The organism is Chryseobacterium sp. MEBOG06 (assembly GCF_021869765.1).
Classification (GTDB): domain Bacteria; phylum Bacteroidota; class Bacteroidia; order Flavobacteriales; family Weeksellaceae; genus Chryseobacterium.
On record NZ_CP084580.1, the window covers coordinates 1,339,439 to 1,356,535 of the forward strand.

Consider the following 17,097-nt stretch of genomic DNA (forward strand, 5'->3'; position numbering starts at 1 on the left):
AAATTATCGGGTATACTTCATAGTTCTCGCATCTTTGATCACGCCTGACCAGTTCAGGCCATATCCGAAATCATAAGCATGCCCTTCAGAATCTGTATAAGGAACCATGTCAAAAGGAACATCTTCTTTTTGAGTTTCTACGGTTTTCATATCTTTTGGCATCTGAAGCGGCAATAATCCCGAAGGCTCATATTTTCCTGCTATAATATCTACTACAGCCTGATTAGATACATTAAAATTGACTAAAATAGCATCCGAATGTTTTTCAAACTCAGAGAAAATCATAGGCTTTGATGCAGTCACAGAAACGATTACAGGTTTGCCATTCATTGCTTTTTGAGTATTCTGGATAGTTTGAAGATCCGTAAAGTTACTCGCTGTTGTCGTTTTATTTTTATAGCTTCTATCCTTTATATTAGGAGCAACAACCGGATCTCCGGCAGCAATACTTTTCTCCCGGGCATCTGTAGCGGTATACGTTTCATATTGAAGTGAAATTGGCAGATATCCGTTTCCTCCGTCTTTAACATCCACATCGCTGTAACCCGCTTCTTCACTATAGGGACTCTGAACAAAAACAATAGCAAAATCTGCTTTCGCAGGATCATCGGTAACATTATAATACTTTTTAACAAACTCTAAATCTATAGGATAGCTGAGTGAAGGAGCGGTATAGACTGCCCACCAGTTAAATGCTGCGGGAGAATATCTTTTGGGTATATAAACAGTCTTACGTTCTTTTATTGGTAATGCATTTGACTTATTTTTCAGCATGACAACAGACTTTACCTGAGCTTCGTAACCCGCTTTCATGAATTCCGGATTTCCTACGATCTTTTTAGTTTCCTCTACCTCTACATATGGATTTTCAAACAGGCCTGTTCTGAAAATATTTTTCAATAAACGAACCGCAGACTGCTCAAACCGGTTACGCATATATTTTTCACCATGTTCTTTTACACCCATCTTATAAGCATCCAGTACAGGTTCTTTATCATTATTTCCTCCGAACTGGTCTACACCCGCTTCCAGTATTTTATAATGACGCTCTGCAACTGACAGTTTTTCTACTCCCCAGGGTTTTCCAGCAAATGTACCAGGCGTTTTGCCCTCATCTGCAGTGATGAGCCAGTCACTACACACTACACCGTCGTAATCGTATTTTCCACGGAGAAGATCCGTGATCAGGTATTTACTGAAGCCGTTTCCTACATTTTCTCCGTTTTTGGTATCCTGGTTAAAGCTGATCGTGTAATAAGGCATTACGGCAGATGCCTCTTTAGTACTTCCATTTAATTTGAAAGCACCCTCTACAAAAGGTTTTACGTGTGTTTGGAAATTATTCCCCGGATAAACGGCATATTTTCCCATGGCCCAGTGAGCATCTCTTCCCCCTTCTTCAGGCCCTCCGCCAGGCCAGTGTTTTACCATAGCATTAACACTTTTATATCCCCATCCGTTTTTGATAACATCTTTCCCGAAAGAGGTTTGAAAACCGTCAATGTAGCCTCGTGCCATATCAGTGGTAAGTTCTGGACTTTCACTGAAGACATATGCAATTCTGTACCAGCGGGGTTCAGTACCTAGATCGATCTGCGGAGAGAGCGCTGTGGAAATTCCTAAGGCGCGGTATTCCTGAGCCGCTATATTTCCGAATTTTTTTACCAGTTCAGGATCAAAGGTAGCTCCCATGGCCAGCCCATCCGGCCATAATGAAATCTGGCCCCCGGCACCCTCATTGAACTCAGCCGTTACAGAAGCAGAATGTCTTGGGTCCGAGCTGTTGTTGGCAGGAATTCCCAGTCCTAATCCTTCTATATAAGCCTGCAGATTGTTATTCCATTTGGCAGCAACCTCCGGAGACTGAAGAGTGGTAACAAGTACATGGCGGAGATTGTCATCCTTCAGGAATTTCTTCTGCTGATCAGTAAGGTCCCAGGCTTTGGCACCACTTTCACTGAAAAACTTTCCGTTATATTTTCCGGCTCTGAAACCTTCTGATGGAGCGGGGACTGCCTGATGGGCACTGTAAAGCATCAGCCCTGCTATTTGTTCAATGCTCATTTTCGAGGCCAGATCTTTTGCTCTTTGTTCTACAGGTAAACGCCAGTCTTCATATTGATCTAATTTTCCGTTTTTATTGAGATCTTTGAATTTATGACCTCCCACTGTAAGAATGGCAACACCGGATTCCTCAGTATATCCTAAAGTAGGTCCTTTAGCATTGGTTACGGTATGGATGGTCTGTGAGAATGCTGTAATGCTTAGAAATAAAGCGGCTATATTCAGTACTGTATTTTTCATAAGATAAAGTTTAGAAGTTAAAGTTGATTGAAAATTGGGCTGTAAACGGCATGATATAAGTTCCGGTCAATAGTTTTCCGTAATATGGACTTGCATCGGTAATCAGTTCTGCACCGTTAATAGTTCCGCTTGCTCCTCTTTGATTCAGGAAGTTGATCACGGTTGCCCCTACATTAATATTTTTGTTGACGGTATAATTGACGCCTCCAAAAGTTTCCCATCTCGGAGCAAAGTACAGTACATTGGTTAAGTTGGCATATTGTTTTGAAAAATAACGGAAACTTGCCCAAAACCTCCATTTGTCTATAGTATAGCTTGGATCAATTTCCATTAAAACTTTAGCAACGCCTAATACATTCTTATCACTGTAGTCATAATCCTTTCCGAAGGCATTAAATTTAAAATTCTTATATACAGGATCCTGGAAAGTAATTAAATAATGAAGGTTAAACCCCTTGAATGGTTTTAAAACAAAATCTGTAGTCCATCCCAAAGTCTGGATATCATAATAAACCGTTGCTGTCTGGGCTTCTGTTGTATTAAGGGGATTTACTAGATTGTATCGGTTAAGATTATTATTCTTTTTAAGGATTGTAGCTTGTGAAATCAGCTGGATATAATCCGTATTCCAGAATACGCCAATGGCGCCCAGCGGACTTTTTATTTTTTGTGTATTAGGATCAAATGCCTGTGAATAGCTTTCTAACCGTCTGTTTTCTTCAGTATATAAGAAGTTGGCCAGTAGACCGAAATTTTTACTGATGTTATAGGTTGCATTTAAACTTCCTGCAACCTGCAGCCAGTTTTGTTTAATATTGGTAAAAACAGAGTTTCCAAAAGTAAATCCGGGAGTTCTTGGTACCATTGAAAACTCTCCGTCAACGATATGATTTCTTAGATGAAGGCCGTAGCTCAGATTAAGGTTATCCGTTACCTTCCATTCATCAGTGGCATATACAGAGAGTTTGTTTTCAGTTCCGCTATGGTACTCTCCGCCTATATTGTAATTATAAAATCCGTCACTATCTGTATTGGTACCTACTAATCTTTGTGGCTGTGCCCCGACGGTCTGAAAGAAGAAAGATCTGTTGGAGGTAAATTTGTCAACATTATAATATTGCTCTAATATTCCTAAAGTAAGATTATGATTGCCAATCTGCTTATTGAAAGAAAAACGGCCGGCAATATTGGTGATGGGAGTTTCCGGCGTGTGCATGGCAAGCTGTGTTCCTATGTACCCGGAATAGGGCTGGCCTGTAGAGGCAACTGTATAGCCTGCCGATTCACTAGTCTGGAAGATACTCAATGGAATGATGGTTGATATGGCAACCTTAGCAAAATGCATTCTTGTTGAGAATTTGAAATTCCATCCGTTGTTCAGTAAGTAATTACCGAAAATATCAATGTTGTGGGATTTGGTGGTATTATCATTACCTGCCATCGATGCCCAATAATCATTTCCTTTTAGAAGGTCCTTCATTTTAATACGCCCATCGTTTACAACGTATGAATCCCTTCCGATCCTAAAGTCATCCAGTTCGGTTACTTTACCATTTTCTCCATATTGAAAGACAGCATAGTTGCCTATATTGTACGAGTCTGCATATTTGTACAATGCCGTGATTTTCCCTTTGTCATTATTAAAATATTTTGTAATCCCAAGTCTGAAAATCTTGGTTTCATCTACATTTCTGGCAAATCCAAGTTTAAAAGTACTGGGATCGTAATTTAAAAATGCACCGGCAGTATAAGTCCATCCGTTTTTAGAAATAGGCCCGGAGACATTGACGTCACCCTGCAGCCAGCCAAAGCTGCTTGTGGTGAATTTTCCTTTTATTTTTAAATCTTTAGTACCAGTCTGGGAGTAAGAATTAACAGCAAAACCAAGGTCTCCCATGGTATTGGCGAGCTGGTCCATTTTTAAGAGTCCTGTTTTTTCGAGCCCTACACTCTGTCTCCATGTTTTATTGGGAAGTTCAGGCCAGAAGAGATAAACAGACGGCAGATCGTTTTCGAGAATAGTAATTCCACCTACTGTAGAGGGAAGGCCGATATTCACATCTCTGGGGCTGGTGTTGTTGGCAGCATTTAGCATTACGTTTCTGTTGTTGTCTTCTTTAGAAGATACCGCTGTAGTTTTGATGCCTTCCTCGGCCTTTAATACTTTTTTTACAGAAAGACTGTCTGTCTGTTGTCCAAATACCTGATTGCAGCAGGAGAGTACCAGACTTAGGACTGCAATTTTAAATGTAGTTTTTTTCATTTCAATAATGTTTAATTTTTTTATTTGCTGTGATCTTGTATTCTGACCATATATAAGAGAGGGATTCTTTTATAACAATGCTTCGCCTTCATAGATCTGCACTTTTCTGCTATTGCTGTCATATTTTTTATATGACAATTATCTAACTGCTGCGATTACCTGCTACGTGTTGTGATGCATTTACGCCCATAAGCATGATCTCTTTATTTTTTTAATGCTTTTTTGATCATGTATTAATTTTTTGCCTGATGCAGAAAAAAATGATAAAAATCTAATCATAAAGTAGCGTTTTTCTTTAATGCTTCATTATGAAGCATTACAATACTAGCAATTTTATTGACACTACCAAAATTTTGTTAACAAAAAATTAATATTACGTGTATGTTGTTTGTATTCAGATGATTGTATTTTTTATTTATTGCTTATTAATTAGAGTTATGGTGAAGAATTGAAAATTTTGAGATTAAAAATTAACCAAAATTTATCCTCAGATTAAAAAAATGGAATTAGGTCTGTTTTTAACATTAATTTTGTTGAACTCAATGTTTTAGAAATATGAATTTTAAGAAACAGATTATTGAAAAGTCAAAAGAGGCTTACCAGATTTACGTGCCTCATCTTTCTATAGATACTGTCATATTTGGATTTAATGAAAGCGAACTGAAAGTTTTGCTGCTCAAAATGAATTATAATAAGCAATGGTTTTTGCCTGGGGGATATGTGGGAAAATCAGAATCTTTAAATGCTGCGGCACAGCGTATCTTACAAAACAGGGCCGGTGTAGAAAATATCTTTCTGGAAGAGTTTGGGGTATTTGGAGAGCTTAACCGCAATGAGTCTTTTTTTGAAGATTTTGATGATGATCTGTGGCATAAGCAGCGGTTTATTTCTATTGGCTACTATGCATTGGTAGACTATAAGAATGTAGAACCGAAGCATGATGCTCTTAGTGAGGCCTGTGAATGGATTGATCTCACTCAGCTCCCTGATATACTTTTGACGATGGATCACCGGATGATTATAGAAAAAGCGTTGTTGGCACTTAGAGAGAAAATGGCTTACAAACCCATTGGTTATAATCTGCTTCCAGAGAAATTTACGCTCCCTGAGCTGCAAAAATTATATGAAGTTATCTTGGGAAAAGAACTTAACCGGGGTAATTTTTATCGGAAAATAAAAAATACGGGAATACTTCAGAAACTGGATGAACGAAAGAAAGGAGGTGCCCATAAGTCTCCGGACCTGTACAGCTTCCATATCGAAAACTATAATATGCTTTTAAAAGAGGGCCTAAGCAGTTGGTAAAAGATGATTGGGATGTCGGGTTCTTTTCTTTTCGATGCTGGCAGTTACAAATAAAATATATTATCTTTGCAAACGAAAATTTAAAGAGTTTAAATATTAATTCATACTCAATACGGAGTATTAAGAAGACAAATTTATGAGTATACCTCAAGCGTTTACAGAACTGATTACTCTTGCTGACGGCAGAGAAATCACGATTGAAACAGGTAAATTGGCAAAACAGGCTGATGGATCTGTGGTAGTAAAAATGGGCGGAACCATGCTTTTAGCAACGGTTGTAGCCAATAAAGAAGCAAACCCTGGTGTAGATTTTTTACCATTAACAGTAGATTATAGAGAAAAATTCTACGCAGGTGGAAGAATTCCAGGAAATTTCTTCCGTAGAGAAGCAAGACCTTCAGATCAGGAAATTTTAACAATGCGTTTGGTAGATAGAGTTCTACGTCCGCTTTTCCCTGAAGATTTCCATGCTGAAGTTCAGGTAATGATTTCTTTAATTTCTTATGATGGAAAAACGATTCCTGATGATTTAGCTGGTTTAGCCGCTTCTGCAGCAATTGCAATTACTGATATTCCTTTCAACGGACCAATGTCTGAAGTAAGAGTAGTAAGATTTGACGGAAAACTTTCTATTAATCCTAGCTATGAAGAATTGAAGAGTTCTGAATTGGATATTATGGTTGGAGCTACTAAAGATTCAATCGTAATGGTAGAAGGAGAAATGAAGGAAATTTCTGAGCAGGAAATGTTGGAAGCTATCAATTTTGGTCATGCTGAAATTAAGAAGCAAATCGAAGCTCAGGAAAGATTGGCTGAAAAGGTAGGAAAAGCTTTCCCTAAGAGAGAATATAGCCACGAAAACCACGACGAAGAAATTCGTGAAAAAGTGTGGAAAGAAACTTACGATAAAGTATATGAAGTTGCAAGAACTCCTTCTGGTAAAGAAGAAAGAGGAGAGAAATTCAAAGCACTTCGTGAAGAATTCCTTGCTCAATATGCAGATGATGCAGAAGAATTGGAAAGAGTAACTCCTTTCGTAAAAGTATATTATCATGACGTAGAGAAAGAAGCAATGCGTCAGATGATTCTGGAAGACAATATCCGTCTTGATGGTCGTGATCCTCAGACGATCCGTCCTATCTGGTCAGAGATTGACTACCTTCCGGGAGCTCATGGTTCTGCAGTGTTTACAAGAGGTGAAACTCAGTCTTTAACAGCAGTAACTTTAGGTTCTGTGAAAGATGCAAACATGGTAGACAGCGTTATTTCTCAGCACGACGAAAAATTCTTCCTACACTATAACTTTCCGCCATTCTCTACAGGTGAAGCAAGACCTCTAAGAGGAACTTCAAGAAGAGAAGTAGGACACGGTAACCTTGCTCAGAGAGCGTTACAGGCAGTTATTCCTGAAGAAAATCCATATACAATCAGAATTGTTTCCGATATTTTAGAATCTAACGGTTCTTCTTCTATGGCAACAGTTTGTGCAGGAACATTAGCACTAATGGATGCTGGAGTACAGATTACAAAACCGGTTTCAGGTATTGCAATGGGTCTTATTACAGATGCAAAATCTGGTAAATTCACTGTACTTTCTGATATCTTAGGAGATGAAGATCACTTAGGAGATATGGACTTTAAAGTAACAGGTACTGCAGACGGTATTACAGCTTGTCAGATGGACATTAAGATCCAGGGACTTTCTATGGATATCATGGAAAAAGCTTTGATGCAGGCTAAAGACGGAAGATTACACATCTTAAATAAAATCACTGAAACGATCGCTGTACCAAGACCAGACGTGAAACCTCACGCTCCGAAAATGGTAGTAATGGAGATCTCAAAAGACTTCATTGGTGCGGTAATAGGACCTGGTGGAAAAATTATTCAGCAGATGCAGAAAGATACGGATACCGTAATCGCTATTGAAGAAGTAGGAGAAATAGGACGTATTGAAATCGCAGGAACAGACAGAGAGAAAATCAATGCTGCTATTGCTAAAATCAACGAAATTACTTTTGTACCGGTTGTAGGAGAAGTTTACAACGGGAAAGTAGTGAAAGTAATGGACTTCGGTGCTTTTGTAGCCATTGCTAAAGGAACAGAAGGGCTTCTTCACATCTCAGAAATTGAGTGGGCTCGTCTGGACAAAGTTCCTTATGCTGAAGGTGATGAAGTAGAAGTTAAATTTATGGGTTACGATGATCGTAAGAAAATGAAACTTTCCCGTAAAGTTCTTTTACCAAGACCTGCAAGACCAGAAGGACAAGGAAGACCAGAAGGGCAAAGAAGACCAGAGGGGCAGGGTAGACCGGAAGGACAAAGAAGACCTGAAGGACAGAGACCACAAGGTGAAGTAAAACCTGTGGAAAACCAGGAGCCTTCCAACGAAGAATAAGATTTATTCTTAAATATAAAAAAATCCCTCTATTTTGAGGGATTTTTGTTTTTATGTCTCGTCCTGAAAAAAGTTGACTAAAAAACAATAAAACCAGTCAGCGTTATGGATTCAAAAAAAACATCAGGTCCTGTACATGAGTACAGTGAGGCCTTCAAAAGACAAGTTGTCTCTGAATATGAACGGGGATTATATACAAAATCCCAATTGCAAACACGATACAATATCCGTGGTAATTCATGTATTCCGAAATGGTTAATAAAATATGGTAACTTTACTTATGAAAAACAAATAAGTAAAGGCAGGCCCATGAAAGACCCACAGAAACAAAAGATTAAAGAGCTTGAGGCAGCTTTATCAAAAAAGGAAGAAGAACTCAAGGTCTTTAGGAAATTTATAGAAATCGCTGAACGTGAATTAAAGATTGAAATTGTAAAAAAGTCTGGTTCCAATCAATCCAGGAAATAAAGGCACATACGAATCTTCCAGTAGAAGATATCTGCCGATTGTTTGGATACAGTAAACAAGCTTATTACAAAAGAAGGAGCCGGCCGAGTTTAAATAATAATCAAGAAAGAATTATAGAATTAGTAGTATCAATTCGCAAAAAGATGCCTAAAATAGGTACTCGGAAACTTTATTTCTTACTTAAAAATGATTTTAACAAAGAAAGCATTCAAATAGGAAGAGATGGATTGTTTAAGATTTTAAGATCAAATTATCTTTTAATTCCCAGAAGACACAGTTACTTTAAAACAACGAACTCCAGACATTGGATGAAGAAATATCCCAATATCATCAAAGAAAAAGAATTGAAATGTTCAGAGAAGGTTTGGGTAGCAGATATTACCTATCTGAAAACTAAAGAGAGGAATTATTATCTTCACCTGATTACTGATGCTTATTCAAAAAAAATTGTAGGATATGAATTGAGTGATAATTTACAGACCAGTTCTACATTGAAGGCATTAAAACAAGCCATAAGGAATCGGGTATATAAACATCCCTTAATTCATCATTCAGACAGAGGTTTACAGTATTGTAGTAAAGAATATACCGAAATGCTAAAGAAGAATGATATTCTTATCAGTATGACAGAGAACTCGGATCCTTATGAAAATGCTGTAGCAGAAAGAGTGAATGGCATTCTAAAATATGAATTTGGATTGATTGGTACTTTTGAAAATTTTAAAAATCTCTCTCGACAGCTTGATCAATCAATTTACTATTATAATAATTTGAGACCCCATTTTTCATTACATTATAATATTCCAAGCCAAGTACACATGAAAAATAATGTGAAATTAAAAACCTATAAAAAACAAAATCAGAATAGGAAAATCCCTACTCTGATTTAAGTATATTTAACTTATAAAACTAGTCAACCTTTTTCAGGACTAGTCATTATAGTAATGGACAATAGCTATTAAACTATGCAGTTACTATTTTTTGTGCAGTTACTTTTGGAATGATGATTAAGTAATCATACCCTTCTATTAAATTTTTAAGCCCGGTAGATTTGATGAAGGTCTTTTGCTTTTTTATATTTTCATTGATCTTATTCAGATCAAATAGCAGCCATTCATTGTCTTTACCTATCAGTTTGTAAAATGGTTTTAAGAAGGAAACATTATCAGCTTCACTACTTTCGGAGAAGAAAGAGCCGGCTTTTCCTCCCTGCTGAATAATCGCAATGTGTAAAGACTGTTCCTGTTCAGCATCCGCAAGATTAGTTACCAGATTTCCAACATCAAAACTGTTCTGAAATAAGCTCCTCCCTTTGCCTACATGGTTGGCTCCGAATTTAAATAAGTTTCTTTTACCTTTTATTTTATCCAGATTTTTCAAGAGCTGTGCTTTCATTGACGAGATTCTCATATAATGAGATTCAAGTCCGTCTCCGGTGTATCCAAGATTATAGATTCTATTGCTTTTCAGCAGACTGTTTAAGGCTTGGTATTCATATTCGGAAATCTTTAATTTTTGAATGTCCATAATCTTTTTGCCAAAATCACTGGTAAACAGATAGGGCTGGTTAAACTCTACAGAAGGCTGTTGATCCGGATTAGCTTTATATCTGTTCCATCTGGCAAGGGATTCCTGCAGCATTGCTTCATATTTTGCTTTAGCCTGCTTATTGGATGTTTTATTGATCAGTTCCTGGAAAACAACACAGTCGGAATTAAAAAAAACATTATCCAGGCCTATTGTTGTTTTATTGTTTTTAAAAAAGGAGTTTAAGAGCTCGCGGTCTCTGTCAAAAGAGAAAAAAGAAAATTTATCTTTAGAATTGGTCACTATAGACCGGTATTCTTTAACTTTATTATAATCCTTCCTAAGGATATCCATTGTAAGCTGATCTGCCTCTGTGATATAATTGTCAAAGTCTATCTTTTGGGTCAGATAGGAAGTGAAATCTAACACCTCATTATTAAGATGATCTTCACCGATTAAAACGTATCTGTGCTGTGCTATCTTTTGGGTAAATGTTTTAATTCCTTCGCCGGAAAACTGATGGCTGTCAAAACTGATGATCTGTTCATGTTCAGAAGCAATCTTTGTAATCAAAGAATCCTGAGCGAGAACAGTGGTACTGCTTAATAAAATTACAGTTAAAAAATGCAAGATCTTCATTTATTTTTTTTACAAATGTAGGCCGGTTTCATGGGCTAAAATTGTAAAAATGTAAACAGTCTATATAAAAAGCCAAATATTTTCCTTGTTGACATCTACATTTTTGAAAAACATCTTGGGGTTGACAGCCGTTAATTCTTTAAAATCTTTATTAAGATGAGACTGGTCGTAAAATAAATTGTCATAAGATAGTTCCGTTAAGCTTTTTGTTCCTTTTTTTCGGGTAACAGTGTTTCTGAAACGGTATATCTTCCGATATTCTGAAGGTGGTTTTCCAATGTTTTTTAGAAATATTTTATTGATATGCTGTCTTGAAATATGATGTTTTTTTGCTATGTCTTCCATTTTTAGATCAGCTTCTATATCCGAAACAATACCAGTTATCAGTCCCAGATCTTTTGTATGCAGTTTAGACAGCCAATACTTTTCCAATTCCTCAATCTGTTGTTCCCTGTTTATGAGATTGAAGATATGGCCCATTGTTTCATTAAAATCCGGAAAAGGACTATATTCCAGGAGATCATGGTGCATAAATATTTTTTCCAGATTACTGGCAAACTGATTAAGTCCCAAAGGTTTAAAGTAGAGTGTGATCTCATTGACCGGTCTTTCATAATGAACCTCTATCGGCGAGGTATAGCGGAACACCAGGCTGGAGGCAATATTTTTATCTGAAGTAAAGGAAATAGAGATCTTCTGATCTACTTGTGTCGCAATAGAATTTTGATTGGCACTGAGAATACAGTAGTTATTCGGGAAAGTCCAGTAATGTACCGGTTCTTCACTATCATCAGCGGTTATAAAATAATATCCCTCAATATACTTTTTTAAAGTATTGTTTTGGGGAGTATAAAACTGTAATTTCATTGAATGATTTTTGTAGAACCTGTTACGGCCAAAGGATAAAATAAGGTCTTCACTACTACTGTTTTTTAAGATATGGCATCTGGCTAATGTACTGCTTTTTTTGATGTTATCTGGATCTTTAATTCCCTGTTTCTTTCATTATCTATTGAATCCTGTTTATTTGATTTAGCGGTATAAATTCTCTCTGATTTCTATTAAAATGTGTGTTGTTTTTTCTAAATCAGGATATTCAGGAAGCGTAGAGATAGAATGAAGATGTTCAATAGACTCAATCAGATTCTCAGCTTTTTGCATTACGGCTTCATAAGATTGACAGCCGGATTTGATATCAAGCAGTTCATCCCGGTTTTCCACACGGGTTTTAAGCGAATTATTTTTAAAAATAGATTCACAAGACTGTAGGAGCCGGATCGTATGCATCATGTTTTTGCTGTCATAGTTTTGACCATGGTTCTCGTTCACATTATAACGGTCTTCATTACGCTCAGTGATCCATTTCCAGTATTCCCTGTAATTTTTACAGTAAATGGAATAAGCGTCTAAGTTGCAAAACAGGTAAGCAACAGGTTTTTCTTCTTTGGGAATAGAGGATACAGAAACCTGATTCGCTTCCTCGTGTTGTATAATTCCTTTATATCCCAATGTGTGTGAATCGTCGTAAAATAAGGCAAGCATTCCTTTGGTATGGTCAATAGCCGTTAATCCACATTTTTCCTGAACTTTCCTATGTTCCAAAAGCCATTTTTTCAAAGGAATAGAACCTTGACCATCCAGAATAAAACAAAAATCAAGAATTGATTTTCTTTCCTTATCTATGGGGTTCAATATCTTTTTATTAAGTCCTTTGGCCTTTTTGATCTGTGAAATAGCATATCCGGCAAAGGTATCTTTACAGAGTTTGGATAAAAAATCTTCAGGTTTCAAAAAGTCCATCAACGGATGTTTATGCAAAATACATTCGTGGGGGCTTACCAGAATTTCCAGAATATTGGGATTGTTTTTCTGAAGCAGTTCTACAAACCTCCCGATTTCATAGTAGGTAATATCATTTGTTTCATTGGAGATCTGCGGAATGTAGTTCAGTCCAAAGAAATCCTCTTTCGGCAGATAATAGACCCCACGGATATCGGTATCTGAGTTTTCCGTTGCCAGCCCAAATGACCGGCTTCCGGAGATAACTTCGAAAAGGATGAGGTTGTTGGTTTTTAAGTCTTGGATCGTCATGATTGGATATGAATAATTTAATCTAAAAAATAAGGTGAAAAATCTATGCCCTGAATACATCCGGGAACAGGAAGTACATTACCACCATTCATAGTTACTTCATATTCATCACAGCTAAGTTGAAAAACCTTCTGATACCAGCTTTCTATTTATTTTCTTTACTTTCTGTTTTTATCAGGCAATGGAAACCACCATGAGTTTTGATAAAGACTAGACAATCTGCATTCACAATACTTTCTATGTCTGATCTGAATCGGTTAACAGCATTCTGATGATCATCAGTTTTGAAATCAATATCAGGATCAAAGAATATCTTTCTTGATGTTGTGGTCTGAATACTATTCAAAGCTGATGTATGAGGGTTGATGGCATTGTCATTTCTGATCAGTTTGTCAGAAATTTCTCTCATCAATGAATTCCTTCAATTTTTCTGCGTTGTATATGATTTTATAATTCATGGTTCTGGTTAAAAAAAACTCTGGAAAATCCTAGTTTTCCAGAGCTTTAATATAATGAAATACTTTATCACTCCATCCATTGATTTCAGCGGTCCAGTTTCCGGTTTTTATACCATGGGTATGGGTGGAGATATCAATGATATATGAACTTTTATAAGGTGACGTATCAGGTTTTCTGTTCACTCCGTAATGGGCGTCAATATCCTGGCTATCCGATATTACGACCAGTCTTTCAGCATCCCTGGCATACCCTTTTTCTTTCAGCCATTCACACAGCTGGTAAGTGAAAATACCACCTCCGCCCATTTCTGCAGCGATTGTAGAATAATTGTTGAACATGCTTAATCCCTTGGAATGGTTCCAGATCATATGTTTACCTTTTCTTTCCTGATCGCTTCCGGCAGTAAATACCAAAATCAGATCTTCAAAAATATAGGAACCGGCAGCTGCCATGGCAAATGCAAGATCCATTCTTGAAAAGTTCGAATGAGAAGATGTAACCCTTCCCATACTTCCGGAAACATCAATAGCAAGAATCGTAGTTCCTTTTATTTTCTCCTGTGCGAAGCAGTTTTCCATGGCTTCATCAATCGCAGCAGTATAATCCGGAGCATTTCTCTGGGCTGCCAGAAAGTTGAGCGGAGTAAGCCAGTTGCTTTTTACCTGTGATAGAGCAGTTCTGATATCTGTTCTTGAAAGTCCTGCCTCTGTCATATTTCTAAGATTTCTCAGAATAGCCAGAGAACCAAGGCTTTTTTCAGCGATCATTCTTTCAAACGTCAGTTTTTTATCAGCACCTTGTGACAAAGCTGTTTCCCAGGTGTTTGCGGGTTGAAGCGTATTCGCAACAAGTGATTGTAATGCCTCTTCATTTTTTACCGTTGGCTTAGGATGCACAAGGTTGACAACATCTACCAGAGACAGCTCCATATTACTTTTTCTATATTTAGCAATCTGGTATTTATCGTAGTTATCAAATGCTTTGGCAATGCCTTTTTTGATGGATTTTGACATTTTATAAGAACCGTTTCTTACTTTCAGCATCTGAAGAAGATCAATAGTCATATCTGGTCTGTTGGCAATTTTAGCCACAGCATCCTTTACAGAAACATCATGAATTTCATTGGCAAGTATCAATAGCCATAGTGGAGTATGTCTTAATTTTTGTTCAAAACGGCACTCAAGAGCAAGTTCAATAATCATTTCACCACTTACTGTATAGCAAAGGTCTTCGATCTGTTTCATGATCTCGTCCGAAGATTGGTAATAGTCGGATTCAAAAAGCATATTAGCCAGAGTTACCCGTCTCAGCAATTCGTAATCTGAATATTTTCCAGCTTTATCTGTCAATTTTCCAGCAATGATGCCGGAGTCAAACCCAGTTTTTTTTGTGTTAAATTTTGACATATTCTTAGTTTTTTTATTAAAATAAAGCGGTTAAAAAATTGATTAAGGCTTTTTTTGGAATCGAAGTAACCTAAATCTCACACCGCTTCAATTGGGAGGCTGGCCGGACTCGAACCGGCGACAAACGGCGTTTAATGCGAAGTAACTTTATGGATCACACCTGCAATGCAGATTAAAATATTATAAAGTGTTGTTACGTTGCTCTACCAACTGAGCTACAGCCTCCTTGTTATTTGATGATGCAAAGTAAGTACATATGTACGCATTGTATTTGCGTAGATTTTTTTATTGAAAAAAAATTAAAATTTATTCAGAATGTCCTGTATAAATTGTCTGTAGTCCTCTTTTACCGACAAATTCTTTTCAGCATAGAGAATTTTTCGTGTAGAAACTGTATTTTCCTTTGTAATAGGGTTATAGCCTGTTTTAATTTCGTTTTTAGGGTAGATTCCTATTCCTCTTTTTTGCCAAAGTGGAGCGTTATTATAATTGATTCCATATTGAAAAAGCATTTCATTTTTATCAGACATAGACATCTTTTCAATTTTTTCAGCAGCCTGTTTTGCATTAAATGAATTATTTCTTAAAGTCCAGTAACAGTATGCGGAAAGGGAATTTCTGTGTGAATCTTCCTGCCGCCAGCAAAAATAATCTAAAATCATATTCTGGTTGGGAGCTGAAATCACCCTGCAGTCAAAAACGCAGATTTCATTAAACTGAAGGCTGAAAAAAGCACTGGCTTCTCCTGCCAGAACAGAATTAATTTTCCTTGTTTTTCTGCTGAATGTATGATCATCCTTATGGATCAACAATGAAATTTCATCACTTTGAGTATAACCATACAAAATTCTGAACCCTGAATTAAAAAGATGCTCTACGGTCTTAGTCATTACCTGGCTGAATTTTTCATCGAAAGGTTTTTCTAATGAAAGTTTTTCTTTGGTCAGTTTTGTAAAACCTTTTCCATCCAATCTTACAATAATGTAGTTTTCAGGCAGGATATATTGCTCAGAAAAAGCTTCATTTGTACGCATTAAATTTTCTATTTTCTCAAACTTCATTATCATTGATTTCAAATTGATTATTAATGATTTTTACTTTTATTATTTTGTCAAATCCTTCTTCTGATACAGGAATTTCAAACTCTTTATATTTTGCTTTTATACCTGTTTCATTAATAGATTCTTTCCGATTTTTATTTCTTTCAAGGCAATCCTGAATATCGGATTCGAAGTAATAGCAGACCACTCTGTATTTATTCCGTTGGGCAAGGTCAATGTATTTTTTCCTGCTTTCTCTGGATACATTCGTATTGTCAATGACCATTTTGGATTGGGTATCAAAACAGTACTGGAGAAGCTTTCCTTCTTTATGCCTTGTATTTAGAAGGTCAAGACTTATTCTTATATGAGAATTAAAAAAAAGTTCCTTGTATAAAGAACTTTTTCCACTGGCAGGGATTCCTGTAAAAATGATCATTTCCATTATTCTAATTTTTAATACAGCTTTTTACAACCACTTCCAAAGCTTTTTCTGCATCACAGGAATACAGTCCGGAGCACCATGCGGGATTTGCCTCAATCAATGCCCAGCCCTTTCCTCTGATTATTCCGAAATCCAGTACAATTGCATCTGGAAGGGTAGAGGAGTATTTTTTTATAAATGAATCAAAAAAAGAAGACATATTTTTCTGTTCTTGCTCTGAAAGAGAATCTGTGTCATAAGTATTATTTCTCCAGTAAGAAGAATATGTTTTTATTTTGTTATTGAGAACAAAGCATCTTACTTCAAGATCCCAGTCAACTACTTCTGATGTAAAAACTGTAGTTTCCAAATCCAGGGATTCAAAACCTTTTATATCCGTTACTTTTTGATAAACTCCGGCCTTAAAACTTTTGAAATCAGAACATTTTATAAATATATTTTTCTGATCTGTAAAATTCTTAAGGCGGCCATAAGAGATTTTACGTTTGATAAAATCTTCACTGATATGAGCTAACCAGTCATCAGCAGGTTTGAGCAGGGTAAGATGACACTGCTCAGCAACAATCTCTGCATAAATATCCTCACCATACACCGCAATTACATCCTCACGAAATTCTTCAGGCACATTCCATTGGGCATTGAAACGGCTGAGCCTATAGGATGAGTTGAGTGATGCTTTTTTAAGATTGTTGCTGTCTTCAGTATACATGGGGGAGAGTGCGATTATATTTCTCATTTGATTTTATTTAATA

The 17,097-nt window shown here is 36.7% G+C and carries 13 protein-coding genes and 1 tRNA gene; 3 read left to right on the forward strand and 11 right to left on the reverse strand.

What is annotated here, in order from left to right:
- Positions 1-3 precede the first annotated feature (3 nt).
- Positions 4-2,304, reverse strand: coding sequence for a glycoside hydrolase family 3 protein (locus tag LF887_RS06250; RefSeq protein ID WP_236857974.1), 2,301 nt, complete (start codon positions 2,302-2,304; stop codon positions 4-6).
- A gap of 10 nt (positions 2,305-2,314) precedes the next feature.
- Positions 2,315-4,567: a TonB-dependent receptor gene (locus tag LF887_RS06255; protein ID WP_236857975.1), complete on the reverse strand. Its 2,253-nt coding sequence runs from the start codon at positions 4,565-4,567 to the stop codon at positions 2,315-2,317.
- A 555-nt stretch (positions 4,568-5,122) separates the two neighbouring features.
- On the opposite strand from LF887_RS06255, the gene LF887_RS06260 reads away from it, so the two are divergent.
- The 3 genes from LF887_RS06260 (at position 5,123) to LF887_RS06270 (ending at position 9,628) form a co-directional block, all read left to right on the forward strand.
- Positions 5,123-5,872: an NUDIX hydrolase gene (locus tag LF887_RS06260; RefSeq protein WP_236857976.1), complete on the forward strand. Its 750-nt coding sequence runs from the start codon at positions 5,123-5,125 to the stop codon at positions 5,870-5,872.
- A gap of 136 nt (positions 5,873-6,008) precedes the next feature.
- Positions 6,009-8,270: a polyribonucleotide nucleotidyltransferase gene (locus LF887_RS06265; RefSeq protein WP_236857977.1), complete on the forward strand. Its 2,262-nt coding sequence runs from the start codon at positions 6,009-6,011 to the stop codon at positions 8,268-8,270.
- 105 nt (positions 8,271-8,375) lie between these two features.
- A protein-coding gene (locus LF887_RS06270; RefSeq protein ID WP_236855320.1) for an IS3 family transposase occupies positions 8,376-9,628 on the forward strand; the annotation gives its coding sequence in 2 pieces (ribosomal slippage) (positions 8,376-8,703 and positions 8,703-9,628; 1,254 coding nt in all).
- A 73-nt stretch (positions 9,629-9,701) separates the two neighbouring features.
- Here LF887_RS06270 and LF887_RS06275 read toward each other — a convergent pair.
- The 9 genes from LF887_RS06275 to LF887_RS06315 form a co-directional block, all read right to left on the reverse strand.
- Positions 9,702-10,904: a hypothetical protein gene (locus tag LF887_RS06275; RefSeq protein ID WP_236857978.1), complete on the reverse strand. Its 1,203-nt coding sequence runs from the start codon at positions 10,902-10,904 to the stop codon at positions 9,702-9,704.
- A gap of 60 nt (positions 10,905-10,964) precedes the next feature.
- Complete coding sequence (locus tag LF887_RS06280; RefSeq protein WP_236857979.1) at positions 10,965-11,771, reverse strand: helix-turn-helix domain-containing protein; 807 nt, start codon at positions 11,769-11,771, stop codon at positions 10,965-10,967.
- Between the two features lie 165 nt (positions 11,772-11,936).
- Entirely contained in the window at positions 11,937-12,995 is a 1,059-nt protein-coding gene (locus LF887_RS06285) for a DNA polymerase beta superfamily protein (protein WP_236857980.1), read from the reverse strand.
- Positions 12,996-13,140: 145 nt separating this feature from the next.
- The gene (locus LF887_RS06290) at positions 13,141-13,404 is read right to left on the reverse strand and encodes a hypothetical protein (protein ID WP_236857981.1); all 264 of its coding nucleotides are present in this window, start codon (positions 13,402-13,404) and stop codon (positions 13,141-13,143) included.
- Positions 13,405-13,483: 79 nt separating this feature from the next.
- Entirely contained in the window at positions 13,484-14,860 is a 1,377-nt protein-coding gene (locus LF887_RS06295) for a TROVE domain-containing protein (RefSeq protein WP_236857982.1), read from the reverse strand.
- 94 nt (positions 14,861-14,954) lie between these two features.
- Positions 14,955-15,085, reverse strand: a tRNA-OTHER gene (locus tag LF887_RS06300).
- A 74-nt stretch (positions 15,086-15,159) separates the two neighbouring features.
- Positions 15,160-15,921 (reverse strand): tRNA(His) guanylyltransferase Thg1 family protein, encoded by a 762-nt coding sequence (locus LF887_RS06305; RefSeq protein ID WP_236857983.1) that lies wholly within the window; start codon positions 15,919-15,921, stop codon positions 15,160-15,162.
- Positions 15,911-16,345, reverse strand: coding sequence for an ATP-binding protein (locus tag LF887_RS06310; RefSeq protein WP_236857984.1), 435 nt, complete (start codon positions 16,343-16,345; stop codon positions 15,911-15,913). The genes LF887_RS06305 and LF887_RS06310 overlap by 11 nt, the downstream gene beginning before the upstream one ends.
- Before the next feature lie 4 nt (positions 16,346-16,349).
- Positions 16,350-17,081, reverse strand: a complete 732-nt coding sequence (locus LF887_RS06315) for an ATP-grasp domain-containing protein (RefSeq protein WP_236857985.1) — start codon at positions 17,079-17,081, stop codon at positions 16,350-16,352.
- Positions 17,082-17,097: the final 16 nt, after the last annotated feature.

Coding starts and splice junctions, on each gene's coding strand:
- LF887_RS06250 (WP_236857974.1), bottom strand. CDS start 2,304: ATGAAAAATACAGTACTGAATATAGCCGCTTTATTTCTAAGCATTACA.
- LF887_RS06255 (WP_236857975.1), bottom strand. CDS start 4,567: ATGAAAAAAACTACATTTAAAATTGCAGTCCTAAGTCTGGTACTCTCC.
- LF887_RS06260 (WP_236857976.1), top strand. CDS start 5,123: ATGAATTTTAAGAAACAGATTATTGAAAAGTCAAAAGAGGCTTACCAG.
- LF887_RS06265 (WP_236857977.1), top strand. CDS start 6,009: ATGAGTATACCTCAAGCGTTTACAGAACTGATTACTCTTGCTGACGGC.
- LF887_RS06275 (WP_236857978.1), bottom strand. CDS start 10,904: ATGAAGATCTTGCATTTTTTAACTGTAATTTTATTAAGCAGTACCACT.
- LF887_RS06280 (WP_236857979.1), bottom strand. CDS start 11,771: ATGAAATTACAGTTTTATACTCCCCAAAACAATACTTTAAAAAAGTAT.
- LF887_RS06285 (WP_236857980.1), bottom strand. CDS start 12,995: ATGACGATCCAAGACTTAAAAACCAACAACCTCATCCTTTTCGAAGTT.
- LF887_RS06290 (WP_236857981.1), bottom strand. CDS start 13,404: ATGAGAGAAATTTCTGACAAACTGATCAGAAATGACAATGCCATCAAC.
- LF887_RS06295 (WP_236857982.1), bottom strand. CDS start 14,860: ATGTCAAAATTTAACACAAAAAAAACTGGGTTTGACTCCGGCATCATT.
- LF887_RS06305 (WP_236857983.1), bottom strand. CDS start 15,921: ATGAAGTTTGAGAAAATAGAAAATTTAATGCGTACAAATGAAGCTTTT.
- LF887_RS06310 (WP_236857984.1), bottom strand. CDS start 16,345: ATGGAAATGATCATTTTTACAGGAATCCCTGCCAGTGGAAAAAGTTCT.
- LF887_RS06315 (WP_236857985.1), bottom strand. CDS start 17,081: ATGAGAAATATAATCGCACTCTCCCCCATGTATACTGAAGACAGCAAC.